The 21,822-nt window shown below is 61.1% G+C and carries 22 protein-coding genes; 11 read left to right on the top strand and 11 right to left on the bottom strand.

Annotated features, from left to right (window positions below):
• Positions 1–54: 54 nt before the first annotated feature.
• Together earP and LOY31_RS20640 are read left to right on the top strand one after the other, a co-directional pair.
• Positions 55–1,197, top strand: coding sequence for an elongation factor P maturation arginine rhamnosyltransferase EarP (earP, locus tag LOY31_RS20645; RefSeq protein WP_258712157.1), 1,143 nt, complete (start codon positions 55–57; stop codon positions 1,195–1,197).
• Positions 1,198–1,245: 48 nt separating this feature from the next.
• Complete coding sequence (locus LOY31_RS20640) at positions 1,246–1,815, top strand: elongation factor P (RefSeq protein WP_007955690.1); 570 nt, start codon at positions 1,246–1,248, stop codon at positions 1,813–1,815.
• Between the two features lie 65 nt (positions 1,816–1,880).
• Here LOY31_RS20640 and LOY31_RS20635 read toward each other — a convergent pair whose 3' ends face one another.
• From LOY31_RS20635 to LOY31_RS20620, 4 genes are all read right to left on the bottom strand, one after another.
• On the bottom strand, positions 1,881–2,894 hold the full coding sequence (locus LOY31_RS20635; protein ID WP_221535299.1) for an alpha/beta hydrolase: 1,014 nt from the start codon (positions 2,892–2,894) through the stop codon (positions 1,881–1,883).
• A gap of 33 nt (positions 2,895–2,927) precedes the next feature.
• Positions 2,928–3,347, bottom strand: a complete 420-nt coding sequence (locus tag LOY31_RS20630; RefSeq protein ID WP_034155242.1) for an organic hydroperoxide resistance protein — start codon at positions 3,345–3,347, stop codon at positions 2,928–2,930.
• Between the two features lie 272 nt (positions 3,348–3,619).
• Positions 3,620–4,084 (bottom strand): MarR family winged helix-turn-helix transcriptional regulator, encoded by a 465-nt coding sequence (locus LOY31_RS20625; RefSeq protein WP_085607154.1) that lies wholly within the window; start codon positions 4,082–4,084, stop codon positions 3,620–3,622.
• Between the two features lie 83 nt (positions 4,085–4,167).
• Entirely contained in the window at positions 4,168–5,124 is a 957-nt protein-coding gene (locus tag LOY31_RS20620) for a LysR family transcriptional regulator (protein WP_221535300.1), read from the bottom strand.
• A gap of 112 nt (positions 5,125–5,236) precedes the next feature.
• Here LOY31_RS20620 and LOY31_RS20615 point away from each other — a divergent pair, with 112 nt between their 5' ends.
• Positions 5,237–5,986, top strand: coding sequence for a sulfite exporter TauE/SafE family protein (locus LOY31_RS20615; protein WP_085744971.1), 750 nt, complete (start codon positions 5,237–5,239; stop codon positions 5,984–5,986).
• Here the strand turns inward: LOY31_RS20615 and LOY31_RS20610 are convergent.
• Positions 5,976–6,830: a LysR substrate-binding domain-containing protein gene (locus LOY31_RS20610; RefSeq protein WP_007955701.1), complete on the bottom strand. Its 855-nt coding sequence runs from the start codon at positions 6,828–6,830 to the stop codon at positions 5,976–5,978. The genes LOY31_RS20615 and LOY31_RS20610 overlap by 11 nt on opposite strands.
• Positions 6,831–6,927: 97 nt before the next feature.
• Here LOY31_RS20610 and LOY31_RS20605 point away from each other — a divergent pair, with 97 nt between their 5' ends.
• Both LOY31_RS20605 and LOY31_RS20600 read left to right on the top strand, forming a co-directional pair.
• Positions 6,928–7,143, top strand: a complete 216-nt coding sequence (locus LOY31_RS20605; protein ID WP_221535301.1) for a DUF1127 domain-containing protein — start codon at positions 6,928–6,930, stop codon at positions 7,141–7,143.
• 64 nt (positions 7,144–7,207) lie between these two features.
• Positions 7,208–8,434, top strand: a complete 1,227-nt coding sequence (locus tag LOY31_RS20600) for a winged helix-turn-helix domain-containing protein (protein WP_221535302.1) — start codon at positions 7,208–7,210, stop codon at positions 8,432–8,434.
• Between the two features lie 97 nt (positions 8,435–8,531).
• On the opposite strand, the gene LOY31_RS20595 is transcribed toward LOY31_RS20600, so the two are convergent.
• Positions 8,532–9,878 carry a class II 3-deoxy-7-phosphoheptulonate synthase gene (locus LOY31_RS20595; protein ID WP_064383296.1) on the bottom strand — a complete coding sequence of 449 codons (1,347 nt, stop codon included), beginning with the start codon at positions 9,876–9,878 and terminating at the stop codon, positions 8,532–8,534.
• 150 nt (positions 9,879–10,028) lie between these two features.
• Here LOY31_RS20595 and LOY31_RS20590 point away from each other — a divergent pair, with 150 nt between their 5' ends.
• On the top strand, positions 10,029–10,784 hold the full coding sequence (locus tag LOY31_RS20590) for a spermidine synthase (RefSeq protein WP_007955705.1): 756 nt from the start codon (positions 10,029–10,031) through the stop codon (positions 10,782–10,784).
• Positions 10,785–10,787: 3 nt separating this feature from the next.
• On the opposite strand, the gene LOY31_RS20585 is transcribed toward LOY31_RS20590, so the two are convergent.
• The gene (locus tag LOY31_RS20585) at positions 10,788–11,579 is read right to left on the bottom strand and encodes a crotonase/enoyl-CoA hydratase family protein (RefSeq protein WP_007955706.1); all 792 of its coding nucleotides are present in this window, start codon (positions 11,577–11,579) and stop codon (positions 10,788–10,790) included.
• 422 nt (positions 11,580–12,001) lie between these two features.
• Between LOY31_RS20585 and LOY31_RS20580 the strand changes: the two genes are divergently transcribed.
• Positions 12,002–13,675 (top strand): DEAD/DEAH box helicase, encoded by a 1,674-nt coding sequence (locus LOY31_RS20580; protein WP_007955707.1) that lies wholly within the window; start codon positions 12,002–12,004, stop codon positions 13,673–13,675.
• Positions 13,676–13,765: 90 nt separating this feature from the next.
• On the opposite strand, the gene LOY31_RS20575 is transcribed toward LOY31_RS20580, so the two are convergent.
• On the bottom strand, positions 13,766–14,533 hold the full coding sequence (locus LOY31_RS20575) for a class III extradiol ring-cleavage dioxygenase (RefSeq protein ID WP_221535303.1): 768 nt from the start codon (positions 14,531–14,533) through the stop codon (positions 13,766–13,768).
• Between the two features lie 102 nt (positions 14,534–14,635).
• On the opposite strand from LOY31_RS20575, the gene LOY31_RS20570 reads away from it, so the two are divergent.
• Positions 14,636–15,289, top strand: a complete 654-nt coding sequence (locus LOY31_RS20570) for a thiopurine S-methyltransferase (protein ID WP_221535304.1) — start codon at positions 14,636–14,638, stop codon at positions 15,287–15,289.
• A gap of 60 nt (positions 15,290–15,349) precedes the next feature.
• Here the strand turns inward: LOY31_RS20570 and htpX are convergent, their stop codons facing one another.
• Both htpX and LOY31_RS20560 read right to left on the bottom strand, forming a co-directional pair.
• On the bottom strand, positions 15,350–16,237 hold the full coding sequence (gene htpX / locus LOY31_RS20565) for a protease HtpX (protein WP_007955710.1): 888 nt from the start codon (positions 16,235–16,237) through the stop codon (positions 15,350–15,352).
• A 303-nt stretch (positions 16,238–16,540) separates the two neighbouring features.
• Positions 16,541–17,752 (bottom strand): pyridoxal phosphate-dependent aminotransferase, encoded by a 1,212-nt coding sequence (locus LOY31_RS20560; RefSeq protein WP_007955711.1) that lies wholly within the window; start codon positions 17,750–17,752, stop codon positions 16,541–16,543.
• A gap of 225 nt (positions 17,753–17,977) precedes the next feature.
• Between LOY31_RS20560 and msrB the strand changes: the two genes are divergently transcribed.
• The 3 genes from msrB to LOY31_RS20545 all read left to right on the top strand — a co-directional run bounded on the left by msrB (position 17,978) and on the right by LOY31_RS20545 (position 19,419).
• Entirely contained in the window at positions 17,978–18,373 is a 396-nt protein-coding gene (gene msrB, locus LOY31_RS20555; protein ID WP_064383288.1) for a peptide-methionine (R)-S-oxide reductase MsrB, read from the top strand.
• A 102-nt stretch (positions 18,374–18,475) separates the two neighbouring features.
• Positions 18,476–18,961 carry a glutathione peroxidase gene (locus LOY31_RS20550; RefSeq protein ID WP_085607138.1) on the top strand — a complete coding sequence of 162 codons (486 nt, stop codon included), beginning with the start codon at positions 18,476–18,478 and terminating at the stop codon, positions 18,959–18,961.
• Complete coding sequence (locus LOY31_RS20545) at positions 18,958–19,419, top strand: MarR family winged helix-turn-helix transcriptional regulator (protein ID WP_085607136.1); 462 nt, start codon at positions 18,958–18,960, stop codon at positions 19,417–19,419. The genes LOY31_RS20550 and LOY31_RS20545 overlap by 4 nt, the downstream gene beginning before the upstream one ends.
• Here the strand turns inward: LOY31_RS20545 and LOY31_RS20540 are convergent.
• The gene (locus LOY31_RS20540) at positions 19,403–21,766 is read right to left on the bottom strand and encodes a response regulator (protein ID WP_408980455.1); all 2,364 of its coding nucleotides are present in this window, start codon (positions 21,764–21,766) and stop codon (positions 19,403–19,405) included. The two genes, LOY31_RS20545 and LOY31_RS20540, sit on opposite strands and share 17 nt — an antisense overlap.
• Positions 21,767–21,822 lie beyond the last annotated feature (56 nt).

Raw genomic sequence — 21,822 nt, 5'->3', positions numbered from 1 at the left:
CTGCATGGAGACATTTATGCGGACAATCGGCGCTTTTGCCAACGGGAGCCTTGAATGCCGCCACTGAACACCCGCTGGGACATTTTTTGTACGGTCGTCGATAACTACGGCGACATCGGCGTGACCTGGCGTCTGGCCCGGCAACTGGTCAGCGAGCAGGCAATGACGGTGCGATTGTGGGTCGATGACCTGTGCGCTTTCGAACGCATTTGCCCGGAAATCGACATCGGACTCGATCAGCAATGGCAGCAGGGCGTCGAAGTCCGGCACTGGTCAGCCGAGTGGCAGGACGCGGAGGCGGCCGACGTGGTGATCGCTGCGTTTGCCTGCCAGTTGCCGAGCGCCTACATGGATGCCATGGCCGCGCGGGAAGAGCCGCCGTTGTGGATGAACCTCGACTATCTCAGCGCTGAAGACTGGGTGATTGGCTGCCACGGTCTGCCGTCGGTGAAGTACAAGTCGGTGCAGAAGTACTTTTTCTTTCCGGGGTTCCAGCCGGGCACCGGCGGCCTGTTGCGTGAAAGCGGTTTGCTGGAGCGGCGTCAGCAGTTTCAGCAGGATCCCGAGGCGCAGCGACAATTCCTGCACGGTCTGGGGATCGCTCCTGCACCCGATGCGCAACTGATCTCGTTGTTTGCCTATGAGAATGCCGGGCTCGGCAGCTGGCTGGATGTGCTCGCGGCGGACTCGACGCCCACTCATCTGCTGGTGCCGGAAGGGCGGATTCTCGGTGATGTCGCCCGTTGGCTCGGGGTAGAGTCGCTGGCGGTCGGGGCGACGCATGTTCGTCAGTCGCTGACCGTGCAAGTGCTGCCGTTCGTCCGGCAGGATCAATACGATCAATTGCTCTGGTGCTGCGATTTCAACGCGGTGCGCGGCGAGGACTCGTTTGTCCGGGCGCAATGGGCGGGGCGGCCGATGCTGTGGCACATCTATCAGCAGGACGAAGACATCCATCTCGACAAGCTCGACGCCTTCCTTGCGCTCTACACAAAACGTCTTTCACCGGCTGCCGCCGAGGCGATGAACGGTCTATGGCGCGCCTGGAGTGCCGGGCAGCCTATCGGCGACCACTGGCTTGAGGCCCGCAAACACTGGCCCGAACTGCAGGAAAATGCCCGCGCGTGGTGTCTGGAACAGGCCTTGCAGGCGGATCTTGCGACGGCGCTGGTACAGTTTTACCGAAATTGGATATGATACGCGGCCTAGATTTTTGTAAATCCCATCCAAATTCGGATATTCGCAATGAAAACTGGTAAAGAACTCAAACCCGGTACCGTGATCCGTATCGACAACGATCCTTGGCTGGTTCAGAAAGCTGAATTCACCAAATCGGGCCGTAACAGCGCGATCATGAAGACCAAGCTGAAGAACCTGCTGACCGGTTACAAGACCGAAACCGTTTACGGTGCGGACGACAAGCTGGACGACGTGATCCTGGATCGCAAAGAAGCGACCCTGTCCTTCATCAGCGGTGACTCCTACACGTTCATGGACACCACCGACTACACCATGTACGAGCTGAACGCCGAAGACATCGAAAGCGTTCTGCCATTCGTGGAAGAAGGCATGACCGACGTTTGCGAAGCCGTATTCTTCGAAGGCCGTCTGGTTTCCGTAGAGCTGCCGACCACCATCGTGCGTCAGGTTGACTACACCGAAGGTTCCGCTCGCGGTGACACTTCCGGCAAGGTGATGAAGCCTGCCAAACTGAAGAACGGTACCGAGCTGTCGGTTGCTGACTTCATCGAAATCGGCGACATGATCGAGATCGATACCCGCGAAGGCGGTTCCTACAAAGGCCGTGCCAAATAAGCACTGCTTTTTGCGGAAAGAAAAAGCCCGACCATTGAGTCGGGCTTTTTTGTGCCTGATGAAAATTACTGCTTCAGGTGCTGCTTCAGTTCTTCCGAGGCCTGCAGCATCGCCGAGCGCACTGCCGGCACCTGGCTGACCACGTTGAGCAAACCGTAGTCGTGGATCATGCCGTTGTAGCGCACCGAGGTCACCGGCACGCCGGCTTCGTCGAGTTTGCGGGCGTAGGCTTCACCTTCGTCACGCAGCACGTCGGCCCCGGCGGTCTGCACCAGCGCTGGCGGCAGACCTTTCAATTGCGCGGTGGTTGCCCGCAGCGGCGAGGCGTAGATCTCGTTCCGCTGGTTGGCGTCGGTGGTGTAGTTGTCCCAGAACCACTTCATCATGTTGCGGGTGAGGAAGTGCCCCTCGGCGTACTGGTTATACGAACCGGTGTCGAAATTGGCATCGGTCACCGGCCACAGCAGCACCTGGAACTTGATCGCCGGGGTGCCTTTGTCTTTGGCCATCAAGGCGACGACCGCCGCCATGTTGCCGCCAACGCTGTTGCCCGCCACCGCCAGACGCTTGCCGTCAACGTTGATCTCTTTGCCGTGTTCGGCCACCCATTTAGTCGCGGCGTAAGCCTGGTTGATCGCCACCGGGTAATGCGCTTCCGGCGAAGGAGTGTAATTGACGAACACTGCCGCCGCACCCGAGCCGACCACCAGATCCCGCACCAGACGTTCGTGGGTCGGGAAATCCCCCAGCACCCAGCCACCGCCGTGGAAGAACATGAACACCGGCAGCTCGCCCTTGACCCCGGCCGGCCGGACGATGGTCAGGCTCAACGGTTGGCCATCGACCTGGATAGTCTTCTCGCTGACGTCTGCTTTGGGCAGCGTCAGTTTGACCCCGGACTGCGCGCCGGTCAGAACGGCGCGGGCGTCCTTGGGTGTCAGCTGTTCCATCGGCTTGCCGGTGCCAGCATTCAGCACATCGAGAAACGCCTGGGTGTTGTGTTCAACCTCCCCGGCAAATGCACTGTGGATGGACAGGGCGAGAAGGGTACCGGTCAATACTTTGCTGAAAGTGTTCATGTTCATTTCCTGTACGGGCCGAAGTGTCAGTGATTACACGGTGACGTGCAGACGCACATCGACGTTGCCGCGAGTGGCGTTGGAGTACGGGCAGACCTGGTGGGCAGCGTCGACCAGGCTTTGTGCGTCAGCCTGTTCCAGGCCCGGCAGGCTGATGTGCAGGTCGATGTCCAGACCGAAGCCGCCAGGAATCTGGCCGATGCCGACGTGAGCGGTGATCGAGGCGTCGTCCGGGATTTTGCGTTTGGTCTGGCTGGCGACGAATTTCAGGGCGCCGATGAAGCAGGCCGAGTATCCGGCGGCGAACAGTTGCTCAGGGTTGGTGGCTGCGCCGCCGGCACCGCCGAGTTCTTTCGGAGTGGCGAGTTTGACGTCGAGGATGTTGTCGCTGGAGATCGCACGACCGTCACGGCCGCCAGTGGAGGTTGCGATTGCGGTGTAGAGAGTTTGCATGATGTGAGCCTCATTAAGTGTGTATGTTGCGCTAATTGTTTGCGCGCTAACTAGGTGCGAGGTAAATGTACTTCGCTAATATTTAGCGCGCAAGATAAATTTTTGAAGAAGTCGGTAATCGGCATTTGGATCAGGACGAGCTGTGAACCCAAGTTTTTGATATAGAAGGTTTTTTTAAGGAAAAAACGAGAGGAAATTTTTTTGCGGGGATTAGCAGCGAACGGGCGATACGCCCGCAGGCGCAAGGCTGCGCCCACAGGGAAGGGGGAGTCTTAAGCGAGGCTGTCCTGCAAATGACCGCGCAAGGCCTGCAACTCGGCTTGCAGATTTTGCAGGCGCTCCAGCGTGAAGCCACTGGCACCGAGGATGCATTGCGGAACGGTTCGGGCCTTGTCTTCCAAGGCGCGGCCCTGTTCGGTCAATTCGACGATCACCACCCGCTCATCCTCGCGGCTGCGGGTTCGGCTGAGCAAACCTTCACCTTCCAGCCGCTTGAGCAGCGGGGTCAGCGAGCCCGGATCGGTCAGCAGACGCGTGCTGATTTCTCCGACGGTCAAACCATCCTTCTCCCACAGCACCATCATCGCCAGGTATTGCGGATACGTCAGGCCAAGCGCTTGCAACAGTGGCTTGTAGACCTTGGTCATCATCAGCGAAGTGGAATGCAGGGCGAAGCAGGCCTGATTGTCGAGCAGCAGGTCTTCGCAGTGATCGGTGGTGTCGCGGGTGGTGGTCATGTCGGTGCCTTGAACGGTAATGCAGATGAATCTAGCGCTCGAATCTTTAATGCGCCAGACAATTGTGCCCGGTGGCGAGTCGGTCAGTGCCGGCCCAGTTCCCGTTGCAGGGCCAGATCCCACGGCGGTACGGGGCTGAACCGGGTCTTGAGGTATTCCAGCAGCAGGCGGCTGCGGGAACTGGCCTGTTGCTCCAGTCGCAAAGCATAGATGCCGGTGCTTTCCGGTTTTGGAAGGCCGTTTTCACAGAACAGCGGCAGCAATTCGCCGCGCAACAAGTATTCGCTCGCCAGCCAGGTCGGCAGATGCGCGATCCCGAGTCCCGCAAGCGCGCCGCAGACCAGCGCCTCGGCGTTGTTGGCGCTCATGCGTACCCGCGCCGGGCGGTGCAGCTGCATTTGCCCATCTTGTTCGAAACGCCAGGCGAAGGGCGGGGCGAGGCCGTCCCAATCGAGGCCGTCGTGTTCGCCCAGTTGAGCTGGCTCGCTCGGTACACCTCGACGCTTGAGATAATCGGGGCTGGCGCAGGCGATGCGCACCATGCTCGCCAACGGTGTGGCCACCAACCGGGTGTCAGCCATTTGCCCGGCGCGCAACACCAGATCGACCTTGCCCAGGTTCGAACCGTCCATATCGACGAAGCTGTCGATCAGATGCAGTTGCACATCGAGGCCCGGATACAGCACCAGAAAATCGGCAATCACCGGCGCCAGATGCCGACGCCCGAATGCCGCCGGCGCGTCCACCCGAATCAGACCTTCCGGCGCGCTGCTCAGGGACACCGCTTCAGCCCGGGCCAGTTGCAACTCCGCCACGATCCGTCGCGCCCGTTCGGCAAATGCCAGACCCGCCGGCGTGGCGCGCACCGCGTGAGTGCTGCGTATGAACAACTGGCTGCCGACAGCGCTTTCCAGACTGTCGATGCGTCGGGCAACGGCGGAGGGCGTCAGCGGATGTCGGCGTGAAGCCGCAGAGAAACTGCCGCTCTCCAGCACATCGAGAAACAGCCCGAGTTGGTCGGTCAATTGGTTGGGATTCATGAATCAGCTCAGTGCCTATGCGGATTTGGCACAGCCATTGTGCGTTGCTGTGCGTTTCCGTGCCAGCGCCGACTGCGTAGGATGAGTCGCCTGACGTATGAGGAATTCTGCTGTGATCGAGTTTTTGCTGTACCTGTTGTTTGGCGCCGCCCTTGGCACATTAGGTGGGATATTCGGCATTGGTGGCGGGCTGATCGCCATTCCGCTGCTGGGCGTGTGGTTCGGGCTCGATCAGCAGATAGCCCAAGGCACGGCGCTGGTGATGGTGGTGCCGAACGTGATGCTGGCGCTGTGGCGTTATCACCAGCGCAACCGCATCGAACTCCGGCATGCATTGCCGCTGGCGGTGATGGGATTCTGTTTCGCGTGGATCGGCTCGATCTGGGCCGTGGGCATCGACGCGCAAACCATGCGCATCGGCTTTGTCGCGTTCCTCGTGGCGTTGTCGGCCTACAACCTGGTGCGCATGTTTGGCGCGCGTCCGGCAGCGACTTCCGAGATGCGTTATTCGTGGCCGTGGCTGGGCGTGCTCGGCGCGGCGTCGGGCACCATGGGCGGCTTGTTCGGTGTCGGCGGGGCGGTGGTGGCGACGCCGGTGCTGACCAGTCTGTTCGGCACCACTCAGGTGGTCGCTCAGGGGCTGTCGCTGGCATTGGCGCTGCCGAGTACCGGCGTCACGCTGGTGACGTACGCGGTGCACCACGAAGTGGACTGGATGATCGGCCTGCCGCTGGCCATCGGCGGTCTGGCCAGCATCAGCTGGGGCGTGAAAGTGGCCCACGCGATGCCGGAAAAACTCCTGCGCGGGCTGTTCTGCGGGTTCCTGGTACTGTGCGCGGTGATGCTCGCCTTTAAAGTTTGAAGCCTTCGACGATGTGCTCGGCCAGGCATTCAGTGATCGGCGACGGATTGTTGAGATTGCGGATCAGCATGATGCTGGCCTCGGGCAACAGCGGCAGATCTTCGGCGGCGCCGAGAATCCGCAGGTCCGGGGTGATCAGGCTTTCCAGTTGTGCGGTGATCGCCAGACCCGCGCTCACCACCGCCATCAACGCCGACAGGCTGGTGCTGTTGTAGGCGATCCGGTATTCGCGGCCCATCGCGTCCAGCGCATTGCAGGCCCACAAGCGGCAGAAACAATCACTGTTGAACATCGCCAGCGGCAACGGCGTCTGCTCGTGGGCGCTGAAATTCTGCGCCTCGGCCCAGACGAAACGCTCTTTGCGCAGCAGTTGGCCGATTTCATTGCCCGGTTCGCGGGTGACGATCGACAGATCCAGATCCGTGCGCTGCAGCAACTGTTTGGTCGACTCGCAGTGCACTTCAATCTGGATCAGCGGATAGAACTGGGCGAAGCGCGACAGGATCCCCGGCAGGAACCGCATCACGTAATCGTCCGGCGTGCCGATCCGCACCGTGCCGACCATGTGCGGCTCGCGCAGGGTGTTGAACACTTCGCTGTGCAATTTCAGGATGCGCCGCGCATAGCCGAGTAACACCTGGCCCTCGGCGGTCAGGCGCACCTGACGCCCGTCGCGCTCGAACAACTGGCGCTGCAACACGTCCTCTTCCAGACGCTTCATCTGCATGCTCACCGCCGATTGGGTACGGTTGACCATTTCGCCGGCGCGGGTGAAACCGCCCTGATCGGCAATCGCGACAAAGGTGCGCAGGACATCGGTATCGATACTCGGGTAAGCCGACAATTGATGAATCTCCGTGATGCATGCCATCAGAAACATTCGTTGGATTGATCGTAGCCCCGGCGCGAGACTTGAGCCATCCCTAAAGGAGGGCAACACGATGAAAGGTCAAAAACTGCATGTGAGCGATGAAAGAGTGCCGGTCCATCTGATTTCCGATCTGCTGCACAAGTTTAGCCGCTGGTACGAACTTCACCGCGAACGCGAGTTGCTTGCCAGTCTGAGCGACGAAGCGTTGAAGGACATCGGGGTCAGCCGTGCCGATGTCGAGCACGAAGCGATTCGGCCGTTCTGGGACGATCCGATGCATAAATGATGAGGCCATCGCTACACAAACCCCTTTGTAGTGAGGTAGGTTGCGAGCAGACATGGAGGTACACATGCCCGCGACATTGTCCTTTTCCCTTAAACAGGCTCGACGTCTGGCACTGGCTGCCCAAGGGTTTCACGGGCGCCAGCCGCCGGCTGTCAAGGCGATGCACGTCAACCGGCTGATCGAACGTCTCGGCCTGTTGCAGATCGACTCCGTCAACGCCGTGGTGCGCTCGCACTACCTGCCGCTGTTCTCCCGTCTCGGTTCCTATTCTGCTGACTTGCTCGACCAGGCTGCCTGGAGTTCGGGGCGACGTCGTTCGCTGTTCGAATACTGGGGCCATGAGGCGTCGTTGCTGCCGCTGTCGATGTACCCGTTGATGGGCTGGCGCATGCAGCGGGCCAGGCGCGGTGAGGACATCTATCAGCAACTGGCGCGGTTCGGCCGGGAGCAACAGGACACCATTCGCCGGGTGCTGGCGTCGGTCGAAGAGCAGGGCGCATTGGGCGCTGGCAGCCTGTCGACCCGCGAGGAAAAGGCCGGGCCATGGTGGGACTGGAGCGCGGAAAAGCACGCACTGGAATGGCTGTTCGCCGCCGGCGAAGTCACCGTCGCCGGACGGCGTGGCTTCGAGCGTTTGTATGACTTGCCGGAACGGGTGATTCCGGTTTCCGTGCTGCAACAGCCATTGCCCGATGAAGCCGAGGCGCAGCGCGGTTTGCTGCTGCATGCAGCGCAGGCGCTGGGTGTCGGCACGGAAAAAGACCTGCGTGATTATTTCCGACTGAATCCTTCCGATGCCCGCCCGCGTCTGGCCGAACTGGTCGAGGACGGACAACTGCTGACCTGCGAAGTCGCCGGTTGGCGCCAGATCGCCTATTGCCTGCCCGAGCCGAAAATCCCGCGCAAGGTCGAGGCCAGTGCATTGCTGTCGCCGTTCGACTCACTGATCTGGGAACGCAGCCGGACCGAGCGGCTGTTCGACTTCCGCTATCGGCTGGAGATTTATACGCCGCAGGACAAACGTGTCTACGGCTATTACGTGTTGCCGTTCCTGCACAATGAACGGATTGCCGCGCGAGTTGACCTGCGCGCCGAACGAGCGGCGGGGCGCCTGGCAGTGCATGCGGTGCACGAGGAAGAAACCGGACTGGATGACGCGGGGATGCTGGCGCTGGCGCTGAACTTGCGGCGCATGGCGCACTGGTTGGGGCTTGAGCAGGTGCAGCTTAATTGTCAGCGGGAAAGTGCAGGGAGGTTGCGGATGGCGCTGGCCCAGTTCGGCGTTGACTGAACTGGCCTCATCGCCAGCAGGCTGGCTCCCACATTGAATCTGTGCCGTACACAAAATCAAGTGGGAGCTAGCCTGCTAGCGATAGGGACGATGCGGTTTAACGGCGAACCTGCTTCAGTGTTTCAGCAATCAAGAATGCAAGCTCCAGCGACTGATCGGCATTCATCCGTGGGTCGCAGTGAGTGTGATAGCGATCCGACAAGCCATCTTCAGTGATTGGCCGCGCGCCACCGATGCATTCGGTGACGTTCTGCCCGGTCATCTCGATGTGGATCCCGCCGGCGTAGCTGCCCTCCGCTTCGTGAACCTGGAAGAACTGCTTCACCTCGCCAAGAATCTGCGCGAAGTCGCGGGTCTTGTAGCCGCTGCTGGCCTTGATGGTGTTGCCGTGCATCGGGTCGGAGCTCCACAGCACCTGCTTGCCTTCGCGCTGTACCGCACGGATCAGCGCCGGCAGGTGATCACCGACCTTGTTCGCGCCCATCCGCGCGATCAGGTTCAGACGGCCCGGATCGTTGTCCGGGTTGAGCACGTCGATCAGGCGGATCAGGTCGTCGGGGTTCATGCTCGGGCCGACTTTCACCCCGATCGGGTTGTTCACCCCGCGCAGGAACTCAACGTGGGCGCCGTCGAGCTGACGGGTGCGGTCGCCGATCCACAGCATGTGCGCCGAGCAATCGTAGTAATCGTTGGTCAGGCTGTCGCGGCGCACGAAGGCTTCTTCGTAGTTCAGCAGCAGCGCTTCGTGGGCCGTGAAGAAACTGGTCTCGCGCAGTTGCGGCGAGCTGTCCATGCCGCAGGCGCGCATAAAGGCCAGGGTTTCATCGATGCGGTCGGCGAGGTGGCTGTACTTCTCCGCCAGCGCCGAGTTGGCGATGAAATCGAGGTTCCACTTGTGCACCTGATGCAGGTCGGCAAAACCGCCCTGGGCGAAGGCGCGCAGCAGGTTGAGGGTGGCGGTGGACTGGTGATAGGACTGCAGCAGACGCTCCGGATCCGGTACGCGGCTGGCCGAGTCGAAACCAATGCCGTTGACGATGTCGCCCCGGTAGGCCGGCAGGGTCACGCCGTCGATGGTCTCGTCGTTGGCCGAGCGCGGCTTGGCGAACTGGCCGGCCATGCGCCCGACCTTGACCACCGGGCAACCGGCGGCGAAGGTCATGACGATCGCCATTTGCAGCAACACTTTAAAGGTGTCGCGAATCTTTGCGGCAGAGAACTCGGCGAAGCTTTCCGCGCAATCGCCGCCCTGCAGCAGGAACGCCCGGCCCTGGGTGACTTCGGCAAACTGACGACGCAGCTCGCGCGCTTCGCCGGCAAACACCAGCGGCGGATAGCTGGCCAGCGTCTGCTCGACCTGGCGCAGATGCGCAGCGTCGGGGTATTGGGGTTGTTGCTGGATCGGCAGGGCGCGCCAGCTGTCAGGGCTCCAGGGTTGGCTCATCACGGTCTCTAAGGTTCTACGCACGGACGGCCATGTTAGCAGCAATTAGTGCGTGACCTGCTCCCGCCGCTTCGCCGACAATCGCCGCTTTGCCACGGCACCACAGCGGTGCCATCGCGTCACCGCGCCCGGTGACCACCAGGAGACGAAATGACTGAGGAGCGCGTCGAGCTGTTGCTCGCCGAGGTACAGGATGAGTTCGGCGTGATTCGCGTGCTGGAAGTGGCCGACTACCGCTTTCTGGAGTTCGGCGATGCCATCGAGCAAAGCTGCGTGTTTACCGCCGACCCGAGCTGGCTGGAGTACGACTACACCCGGGCGATGCTGATCGGCGCGTTGTGCCATGAGCAACCGGAGAGTGCGCTGTTCCTCGGGCTGGGCGCGGGAACGCTCACCCAGGCCTGCCTCAAGTTCCTGCCGCTGGAAGACGTCGAAGCCATCGAACTGCGCCCCGACGTACCGCGTCTGGCCATCGAATACCTCGGGCTGGATGACGATCCACGGCTGTACATCCGCGTCGGCGATGCCCTCGAATTGCTGCCGACCGCCGAACCTGCGGATCTGATTTTCGTCGACCTGTACACCGATGTCGGCCCCGGCGCCGGGCACCTTGCGTGGAATTTCCTCGGTGATTGTCAGAAACGTCTGAATCCCGGCGGTTGGCTGGTGATCAACCAGTGGGCCACCGATGACGGCAAACCCTTGGGCGCGGCGCTGCTGCGCGGGCTCTATCACCGGCATTACTGGGAACTGCCGGTGAAGGAGGGCAACGTGATTCTGATCGTACCGGCGGATCTTGATCAGGTGCTGGACATGCAGGCGCTGACCGCCCGGGCTGAAGCGCTGGCGCCGAAGCTGGGCTACTCGTTGCAGACGTTGATCAACTGCATCCGTCCAGCGACCTGATCTTCAAAGGCCTTTGAAAACGCCAGGCCTGCGCTCCACCAGCGAGCGCACACCTTCCTTGGCGTCTTCAGTGGCCAGCAACTTCTTCACCAGTGGCGGCAAGCTCTTAGCCGCCGCAGTTTCTCCTTCATAGCGCGCCTGACGCGCCGACATCAGCGTCGCCTGCACGCCAAGCGGCGCCTGCCGGGCGATGCGCTCGGCCAGTTCGATGGCACGCGGCAGCAGATCCTCGCTGGCCATGACTTCCTGCACCAGGCCCAAGCGTAGCGCATCATGGGCATCGAATTCGTCACCAGTCAGCAACCAGCGCATCGCGTTGCCCCACCCGGCGATCTGATGAAAGCGCAATGTCGCACCGCCGAACGGAAAGATCCCGCGCTGTACTTCCATCTGCGCGAACCGAGTGTTGCTGGCGCACAGGTTGATGTCGGCAGCGAGCATCAATTCGATACCGATGGTCAGGCAATAACCCTGCGCGGCCACGATCACCGGTTTGCTGACCCGTGGCCCGACGAACACGCCCCAGGGATCGCAACCACCGGGGGGAACCTGCCAGCCCTGGGCGAGGGCAGAACTGGCATTGACCAGATCGAGCCCGGCGGTGAAATGTTCGCCGTGCCCGAATACCACCGCCACCCGTGCGTCACTGTCGGCCTCGAATTCGCCGTAGGCCAGGGCCAGGTCGTTGAGCAGGTCGAGGTCGAAGGCATTGCGCTTGGCGGCGCGGTCCAGGCCGATCAAATGCACGTGACCGTGGCGCGCACGGCTCACGCGGCCGGGGCAGGGCTGATTCATGGGTGTTTCCTCGCAGGGGAAGAAAGGGTGCAGCGACCAGATGCCGCACGTCGGTGAATCGTTTAAGCGCCATCGCCCGCAGGGCCGGGGTCTTTGAAAAATAGACCTTTGCCCGATTATCCGCAAAACCCCGTTACACGGCGGTGACAACTGTATTTCGCCGATAAAAAAAGCTCCCTTTTTGGGCAAATTCCGGTATAGTGCGCGCCGGCCTTTAACCGGGCCGCGTTTAGGTAGCGCAATTCCCCGAAGTCAGCTTCGGCTGCACGTCCGCACTGCGGGCTCTTCCTTGACGATTCTTTTTCATTCATTCGTTTTCGCAAATCCCCGCCGACAAAGCTGCCAGGGCGACTCTTGAGTCTCAACACGGCATGTGCAGCTTTGGAGCATGGGTCTTTGCGGATGCACTTAGAGGCAGACCCATGACCCAGGAAATCGGCGGCTTCGCCGCTCTTGAACTTCATCCCAATATTGTCGCTGCAGTAGTCGCTACCGGCTATGAAGAGCCTTCGGCCATTCAGCAGCAGTCGATCCCGATCATCCTCGCCGGTCACGATATGATTGGTCAGGCGCAAACCGGTACCGGTAAAACCGCTGCCTTTGCCCTGCCTATCCTGCACCGCATTGATCCGTCCAAGCGCGAGCCGCAAGCTCTGATCCTGGCCCCAACTCGTGAGTTGGCGCTGCAAGTTGCAACCGCTTTCGAAACCTACGCCAAGCAAATGCCGGGCGTGACTGTTGTGGCTGTCTACGGCGGCGCGCCGATGGGCCCACAATTGAAAGCAATCCGTAATGGCGCACAGATCGTTGTCGCCACTCCGGGCCGTCTGTGCGACCACCTGCGTCGCGACGAAAAAGTACTGCAGACCGTGAACCACCTGGTTCTCGACGAAGCAGACGAAATGCTCAAACTGGGCTTCATGGACGACCTCGAAGTCATCTTCAAGGCCATGCCGGAAACCCGTCAGACCGTATTGTTCTCGGCGACCCTGCCGCAATCGATCCGTGCCATCGCCGAGCGTCACCTGCGCGATCCAAAGCACGTGAAGATCCAGAGCAAGACCCAGACCGTTACCGCGATCGAACAGGCTCACCTGTTGGTTCACGCTGACCAGAAGACTTCTGCCGTTCTCAGCTTGCTGGAAGTGGAAGATTTCGACGCTCTGATCATGTTCGTGCGCACCAAGCAAGCGACCCTGGATCTGGCCAGCGCCCTCGACGCCAAAGGCTACAAAGCCGCAGCGTTGAACGGCGACATCGCCCAGAACCAGCGTGAGCGCGTCATCGACTCGCTGAAAGATGGCCGTCTGGACATCGTTGTAGCGACCGACGTAGCCGCCCGTGGTCTGGACGTTCCGCGCATCACCCACGTGTTCAACGTGGACATGCCGTACGATCCGGAATCCTACGTGCACCGTATCGGCCGTACCGGCCGTGCCGGTCGCGAAGGCCGCGCGCTGCTGCTGGTGACTCCGCGTGAGCGCCGCATGCTGCAGGTAATCGAGCGTGTGACCGGTCAGAAAGTTGCCGAAGTGCGTCTGCCGGACGCCCAGGCCGTTCTCGATGCCCGCATCAAGAAACTGACCAACAGCCTGTCGCCACTGGTGGCTGACGCCGAATCGACTCACGGTGATCTGCTGGATCGCCTGACCGCCGACATCGGTTGCACCCCGCGTGCCCTGGCTGCCGCACTGCTGCGCAAGGCCACCAATGGTCAGGCGCTGAACCTGGCAGCGATCGAGAAGGAACGTCCACTGGTGCCGAACAGCGCTCCACGTGGCGACCGTCCTGAGCGTTCCGGTGATCGTCCGGACCGTGGTGACCGCGAGCGTCGTGCTCCGATGCCATTGGGCGAAGGCCGTGCCCGTTGCCGTACCGCGCTGGGCGCGCGTGACGGTATCGCGGCGAAAAACCTGCTGGGCGCCATCCTCAACGAAGGTGGTCTGGCACGTGAAGCCATCGGTCGCATCCAGGTGCGTGACAGCTTCAGCCTCGTCGAGCTGCCGGAAGATGGTCTGGACAAACTCCTGACCAAGCTGAAGGACACTCGCGTTGCCGGCAAGCAACTGAAACTGCGTCGCTACCGCGAAGATTGATCCGCCTCTGGGCTGATTGATCGAACATAAAAAATCCCCGACTGGTTCGGGGATTTTTTTTGCCTGCGATTTGAGTCGGGAATGAGCAGCTCAGCCGAAGCGGTAGATGTCCATGCCCAGCGCGCCCATGGTGAAACCTTGATGGGCGATGCTGAAATCACTGCCAGCGCCGCGGGCAAAGTACAGCGGTAGCAGATGTTCATCACTTGGATGGCTGCGCACGGCGTTCGGTGCCTGCTGGCGGTAATCGTGCAGGGCGGCTTCGTCGTTGGCGGCGAGCCTGTCGACTATCCAGTCGCGGAATTCCCGGGCCCACGGCTCGACGCTTTCCGGGCCGGCGTGCCAGTCCAGCTCCCGCAGGTTGTGGGTGATGCTGCCGGAGCCGATCAACAGAATGCCTTGATCGCGCAGACTGGCCAGCGCCTGACCGACGCGGTTCTGCAAGGCCGGGCCGCCACGGCTGGGCAGGGAAACCTGAACCACCGGGATATCGGCCTGCGGGTACATCAGCGACAGCGGAACCCACACGCCGTGATCGAACGGTCGTTGTGGATCGAGACGTGCGGGCAGGTCGTTGGCGGTCAGCAGGTCGGCAACCTCGCGGGCCAGTTGCGGATTGCCCGGTGCCGGGTACTGAACTTCAAACAGCGCACGGGGGAAGCCACCGAAGTCATGCCAGGTTTCCGGTTGCGCATGGCTGCTGACCAGCAGCTCATGGCTTTCCCAATGGGCGGAAACGATGACGATGGCTTTCGGGCGTGGCAGTTCGGCCGCCAGCCGCGCCAGGGCCGGGCCGCTGGCGCCGGGCTCCAGCGCCAGCATGGGCGAGCCGTGAGAGATAAACAGGCTGGGAAACATGGAAGGGTTCCTGAGCGTTAAGATGGCTCATCTTCAGTCAGTTCATTGATCTAATTCCAATATAAGTTTTAACGCCTTTTGATCGAATTCTTAGGAGGATGCATGCAGCCGGAGTTTTGGCACAAGAAGTGGGAATCGAACCAGATCGGCTTTCACCAGCCTGAGGTGAACCCGTATTTGCAGCGGCACTGGCCCGATCTGGCCATCCCGGCGCAAGCGCGTGTGTTGGTGCCGTTGTGCGGTAAAAGTCTGGATCTGCTGTGGCTTGCCGGCTGTGGTCACCAGGTGCTCGGTGTCGAGCTGTCGGAGAAGGCTGTGGAAGACTTCTTTCTTGAGCAGCAATTGCAGGCGCAGGTGAGCGAGCAGGGCGACTTCAAGGTTTATCGCGCCGGGTCGATCGAGTTGTGGTGCGGGGATTTCTTCTCGCTGACGGCGGCTGACGTGGCGGGCTGCACCGCGCTGTATGACCGGGCGGCAGTGATTGCCTTGCCGCCAGCGATGCGCGAGCGTTATGCGGCGCACTTGCAGGGACTTTTGCCGATATGCCGAGGGCTGTTGGTGACGCTGGATTATGACCAGTCGCAGATGCCCGGGCCGCCATTTTCCGTAGACGATGCCGAAGTGCAGCGTTTGCTGGGCAGTACCTGGCGCGTCGAGATGCTGGAAGAGCAGGATGTACTCGGTGACAGCTGGAAGTTCGTGCAGGCCGGCGTTACGCGGCTGGAGGAACGGGTTTACCGGATTTCCGGACAGTAATCGACAGGCAAAAAAAAGGCCCGCATCACTGCGGGCCTTTTGGTTGGTGCGCCGGTTTGATCAACCGCGACGACGCAGGGCGTCGATACGCTCTTCCAGCGGCGGGTGGCTCATGAACATGCGGGCGAACCCTTGTTTGATGCCACCGTTGATGCCGAAGGCGTTCAGGGTGTCAGGCATGTGCACCGGCAGGCCCTGTTCGGCGCGCAGACGTTGCAATGCGTTGATCATCGCGCCCGTACCGGCCAGGCGTGCACCGGCATCGTCAGCACGGAACTCACGTTTACGCGAGAACCACATCACGATCGCGCTGGCCAGAATACCCAGCACCAGCTCGGCGAAGATGGTCGCGATGTAGTAGGCCATGCCCTGGCCTTCTTCGTTCTTGAAGATCACCTTGTCGACGAAGTTGCCGATGATTCGTGCAAAGAACATCACGAAGGTGTTCACCACGCCCTGGATCAGCGCCAGGGTGACCATGTCGCCGTTGGCCACGTGACCGATCTCGTGGGCCAGCACGGCCCGCACTTCATCTTCCTTGAAACGTTCGAGCAAGCCCTGGCTGACCGCGACCAGTGCGTCGTTCTTGTTCCAGCCGGTAGCGAAGGCGTTGGCTTCGTAGGCCGGGAAAATCCCGACTTCAGGCATCTTGATCCCGGCTTCCCGGGACAGTTGCTCGACGGTTTGCAGCAGCCATTGTTCGTGGCGGGTGCGTGGCTGGGTGATGATCTGGGTGCTGGTGCTCATCTTCGCCATCCACTTGGAGATGAACAGCGAGAACAGGGAGCCGGCGAAACCAAAGACTGCACAGAAGACCAGCAGCTGACTGAGGTTGAGATCAACCCCGTTGGCCGCCATGAACCCGTTGAAGCCGAAAAGGCTCAGGGTGATGCTGGCTATCAGCACGACCGCCAGGTTAGTGGCCAAAAACAGCAGGATGCGCATCATGGTTGTAGAAATCTCCTCAAGCTAAAGATGTAGCGTACTGCGGGGTATATAAGGTGCGGCACCTGGCGATTCAACCGAGTGACTATTTCAAACTGTGTCCTACACCGGATTCGTCGGGCATGGGACATTTCCCACCGCCGGATCCGCTATGGATGACAGGCACGCGGCACCCGGTCTCATTGCGTCAGGCACGCATGATTCGTATGAGTCGAAAGTGTAGAAGGTGCTGGAGGAGGGGCGGAGCAGAAGTGTTGCTGAATCAGACAGTGCGCAACGTTCGGGCCGTTGCGCACTGAGCGCCGGTTACTGGCGGTAGGACTTGAGGAAGTTGCCGATGCGACCGATGGCCATGTCCAGGTCATCGACCCGCGGCAGGGTGACCACGCGGAAGTGGTCAGGCCACGGCCAGTTGAACGCCGTGCCTTGCACCACCAGCAGCTTCTCGGAGAGCAGCAGGTCGAGCACGAACTTCTCGTCGTTGTGGATCGGGCAGACTTTCGGGTCGATCTTCGGGAACGCGTACAGCGCGCCCATCGGCTTCACGCAGCTCACGCCGGGAATGTCGTTGAGCAATTCCCAGGTACGGTTGCGTTGTTCCAGTAGGCGACCTTGCGGCAGCACCAGATCATTGATGCTCTGATAGCCACCCAGAGCGGTCTGAATCGCATGCTGGCTCGGCACGTTTGCGCACAGGCGCATGTTGGCCAGCATGTCGATGCCTTCGATGTAGCTGTGGGCGTTGTGTTTCGGCCCGGAAATGGCAATCCAGCCGGAGCGGAAACCGGCCACGCGATACGACTTCGACAGACCGTTGAAGGTCAGGCACAGCAGGTCCGGGGCCAGCGAAGCGGTGCAGATGTGCACGGCGTCGTCGTAGAGGATCTTGTCGTAGATCTCGTCGGAGAACACCACCAGGTTGTGCTGACGGGCCAGTTCCAGCATGCCCAGCAGCACTTCCTTCGAATACACCGCGCCGGTCGGGTTATTCGGGTTGATGATCACCATCGCCTTGGTGTTCGGGGTGATCTTGGCCTTGATGTCGGCCAGGTCCGGGAACCAGTCGGCGCCCTCATCGCACAGGTAATGCACCGCGTTACCGCCGGCCAGGCTCACGGCAGCGGTCCACAGCGGGTAGTCCGGGGCCGGCACCAGCACTTCGTCGCCGTTATTGAGCAGCGCCTGCAGCGACATCACGATCAGCTCGGACACGCCGTTGCCCAGGTAGATGTCTTCGATGCCGACACCTTCGACCTGCTTTTGCTGGTAGTACTGCATCACCGCCTTGCGCGCGCTGAACAGGCCTTTGGAATCGCTGTAGCCCTGGGCGGTCGGCAGGTTGCGGATCACATCCTGGAGAATTTCGTCCGGCGCTTCGAAACCAAAGGGCGCCGGGTTGCCGATGTTCAGCTTGAGGATGCGATGGCCTTCCTCTTCCAGGCGTTTGGCGTGCTTGAGCACCGGGCCGCGAATGTCGTAGCAGACGTTGGCGAGCTTGTTCGATTTGCTGAACTGCATGGCGATGTGATCCCGAAAATGAACGATCCAGGCGGCGGGTGGACAACCGTGCTGGGAATCCTGCGTCTTCACACAGGCAAGTGTCTCGAGCGGCGGTTTCCAACAATCCGTTTGAATGCGCAGGAACCCGCTGCCAGACTGGCGTGTGACGAGGCGCAATCATACGTGCCGCCCGATCCGTGGAAAAGGTACAGATCGGGCTTTTTCAGCCGCTGAGGTGTGATGATGGAAAAGATTGAAAAGACCCTGGAAGAATGGCGGGCGATGCTCGACCCCGAGCAGTACAACGTGTGCCGTCTCAGTGCTACCGAGCGACCGTTCTCCGGTAAATACAACGCCACCAAGACTGACGGTGTCTATCACTGCGTCTGCTGCAACGAGCCGTTGTTTGATTCCAAGACCAAATTCGATTCCGGTTGCGGCTGGCCAAGCTTCTACGCGCCGATCGGCGAGAGCGCCATGACCGAAATCCGTGACACCAGCCACGGCATGATCCGCACCGAAGTGAAATGCGCCAAGTGCGATGCGCACCTGGGCCACGTATTCCCTGACGGTCCGCCGCCGACCGGCCTGCGTTACTGCATCAACTCGGTGTGCCTGGACCTGGTGCCGCGCGAGTAACCGATACGGGCGATCCACGGGTCGCCTTTCGAATAATTAAATTGCACACAATTCAATTGCTCGCTATTTTTGCCGTCTACCCATTTTTCAAGAGTGCGCACCATGAGCGATAACCTGCTGAACATTCCGTGCACCACCATCAAAGGCGAGCAAAAGACCCTCGCCGATTTCGCCGGCAAAGCTGTGCTGGTGGTCAATACCGCCAGCAAATGCGGTTTCACGCCGCAGTACAAAGGCCTTGAGGAACTGTGGCAGACCTACAAGGATCAGGGCCTGGTGGTGCTGGGCTTCCCGTGCAATCAGTTCGGCAAGCAGGAGCCGGGCAACGAGGGCGCCATCAGCGAGTTCTGCGAGCTGAACTACGGTGTCAGCTTCCCGCTGTTCAAGAAGATCGAAGTTAATGGTAACGGCGCGCATCCACTGTTCGTGCAGTTGAAGAAACGCGCGCCAGGCGTGCTGGGCTCTCAGGGCATCAAGTGGAATTTCACCAAGTTCCTGATCGGCAAGGACGGCCAGTTGGTCAAGCGCTTCGCCCCGGCCACCAAGCCGCAGGATCTGAGCCGCGAGATCGAAGCCCTGCTCAAATGAACAGCCTGTCCGCCGATTCGCTGAAGCTCGACAGTCAGCTGTGCTTCAAGTTGTATGCCGCATCGCGGGCGGTGATCCGTGCCTACAAACCGATGCTCGATCAGCTTGGCCTGACCTACCCGCAATACCTGGCGATGCTGGTGTTGTGGGAATGGCAGCAAACCGCGCCGGAGCAACCGACGGTCAAGGCGCTGGGTGAGCGTCTGGCACTGGATTCCGGCACGCTGACGCCGTTGCTCAAGCGTCTGGAGCAACTGCAACTGGTCCAGCGTCAGCGCTCGGCCCGTGACGAGCGTGAGGTTCATCTGAGCCTAACGCCGCAAGGGCAGACGCTGCGTGAACAGGTCGGGCCGTTGAAGGCGCGGCTGTTGTGCGACAGCGGGGTGGATCTGGACCGGCTCAATGACTTGCGCGACGGTCTCGATCACCTGCTGGGGCAGATCAAAGCACTGTCGTAGTCGGAATCCACTGGTCCAGCAGCGCCGCCAGCTCTTCACGGCGGAACGGCTTGGCCAGGTAGTCGCTCATGCCCGCCGCCCGGCAACGTTCGCGTTCCTCGGACATGGCGTTGGCGGTCAGGGCGACGATCGGCAGATGCGGCCAGCGTCCGCTTTGGCGGATCTGGCGGCTGGCTTCGTAGCCGTCCATCACCGGCATGTTGCAGTCCATCAGCACCAGATCGAATTCGTCGTGTTCCAGCTGATCCAGCGCTTCCACGCCATGGGCGGCGACTACAACGTCGCAGCCGAGTTTGCCCAACATGCCCTTGGCCACCAACTGGTTGACCGGGTTGTCCTCCACTAACAGCACCCGACCGCGCCGCTGCGACGGCACGCTTTCGAGGCGTGCGCGATCGATGGTGGTGAGATCCGGCAACAGCGTCCGGCGCAGATTCTGATACAGCGCGTTACGAGCCAGTGGTCGGGCCTGCTGTTGCAACGGGGCGAGGGCGGTGGCTTCTTCACCTGGCATGAAACTGCCGTAAGCAGTCACCAGCAGAATCGGTGCCGTCATCGCCGGGCGCAGGCCGAAAAGGCATTCCGGGCAGTCGGTGATGATGACGTCGGGGGACAGGCCGAGCAGTGGGTCGTCGAGGGTTCGTTGTTCGTAGGTCAGCCCCCAGACCGGCAGCAGACTTTCCAGCAGCTCCGCCAGCCCGCTGACCGCGTTGGTGATCGCCAGCACCTTGCCGTGCAACGGTGGCGGAATCACCGCGCGGGTGTGGCAGGGCAGTGGCAGTTCGGCGCAGAACTGACTGCCAAAACCCACTTCGGAACTGATGGTCAGACGCCCTTGCATGGCTTCGCACAGGTTGTAGGTCAATGCCAGGCCCAACCCGGTGCCGCCGTACTGGCGGGTGATGCCGGCGCCCGCCTGGGTGAACGGCTGGAAAATCTTCACCTGCGCTTCCTGGGCAATGCCGATGCCGGTGTCGCAGACTTCGATCCGGACGCCGTCCTTCCAGGTGGACAAGCGCACATCGACCCGACCGAAACGGGTGAATTTCAGCGCATTGGACAGAAGGTTGCTGACGATCTGCCTGACCCGGGTCGGATCGCCGAGCACCAGCGCCGGGAAGTACGGATCGATCAGGCAAGTCAGTTCAACGCTCGGCGCTGCGTTCTGCGACAGCAGGTTGGCGGTGTCTTCGATCAGCGAGCCGAGATCGAACGGAATGTGTTCAAGTTCCAGTTGCCCGGCATCGAATTTCGACAGGTCGAGAATATCGTTGAGTAGCTCTACCAGCACTTTGCCCGAGTCGTGGGCGATCGACAGTTGTTGCTGCTGTTCGGCGTTGAGCGGGCCGTCGAGCGACAGGGCGATCATCCCGAGCAGGCCGTTGAGCGGGGTGCGGATCTCGTGGCTCATGTTGGCGAGAAAGGCCGAACGCGCTTCGGCCATGTCCAGTGCCGTGCTGCGGGCCACTTCCAGTTCCTGGTTGGACTGGCTGAGCCGTGCGTTGATCGCCTTGAGCTCGGCGGTACGCGCGGACACGATGTCTTCGAGTTGCGCGAGGTAGTCGGTGAGGCGGTTTTCCGCATTGCGCCGCTGCTGGATTTCCGTGGCGATGTTTTCGAACTGCTGGTTGGCAACCTTGACCAGCACGCCGATCTCGTCGTTGGCGTGCCCGCCCGGACATTCCAGGGTCGTCGGCTCGGCGCTGCGCGGGTCGCGGCCGCTGAGTTCGCGGATCACCCGCACCAGCGGTTTGGTCAGCATCACGTAGAACAGCGCGAGCAGAATCCCGGTGAGAATCAGGCTGCGGGCAAACCCGTTGAGCAGCGTGACCTCGGCCCGGCGCAGGAAGCGGCTGCCGAACGCGTAGGTGTCGACTTCCAGTTTCAAGGTGCCAAGGGATTCGTTGGGCAAGTGATCGAGGTAGAGGCGGTCTTCGAACTGGCGTTTGGCGCCGAACAGGAAGTCGCTGATCATCCGGTAGCCGCTTTGCAGCTCCGGGCGTTTGACGTTGGCCAGCACCGTCTGATTGTTGTCGGTCAGTTGTGCGGAAATGATCGCCGGCGAGCGCAGCAGGCCCAGGGTCAGTTCCTGCGCCAGTTCGGCATCGATGTTGTAGGCGATGCGCGAGGCCGGGTTATGGCTGATTTCCAGCAAAGACAGGATTTCACGGTTGATGGACGCGTCTTCACTGGCATAATCGATGCCGATTTGCAGCAGGCTGAGCAGCGTGCCCAGAATGAACCCGACCAGCACGGTAAGCCGGGCCTGTTTGTACGACAGCCGGTGGGTGAATTTGATATCCATGGGGTGTTGAACCACTTCCGTTTCCCTTCGCTGCTCAAGCATAGTCGATCATGCACGGATTCCGGGGTTCCCGAAGCGCCTTGTAACAAGGCCCGGGA

Source organism: Pseudomonas sp. B21-021 (genome assembly GCF_024749205.1).
GTDB classification, from domain to species: Bacteria; Pseudomonadota; Gammaproteobacteria; order Pseudomonadales; family Pseudomonadaceae; genus Aquipseudomonas; species Aquipseudomonas paraglycinae.
Note: the sequence above shows the minus strand (reverse complement) of the source record. Positions and strands in the feature narration are given on the sequence as shown.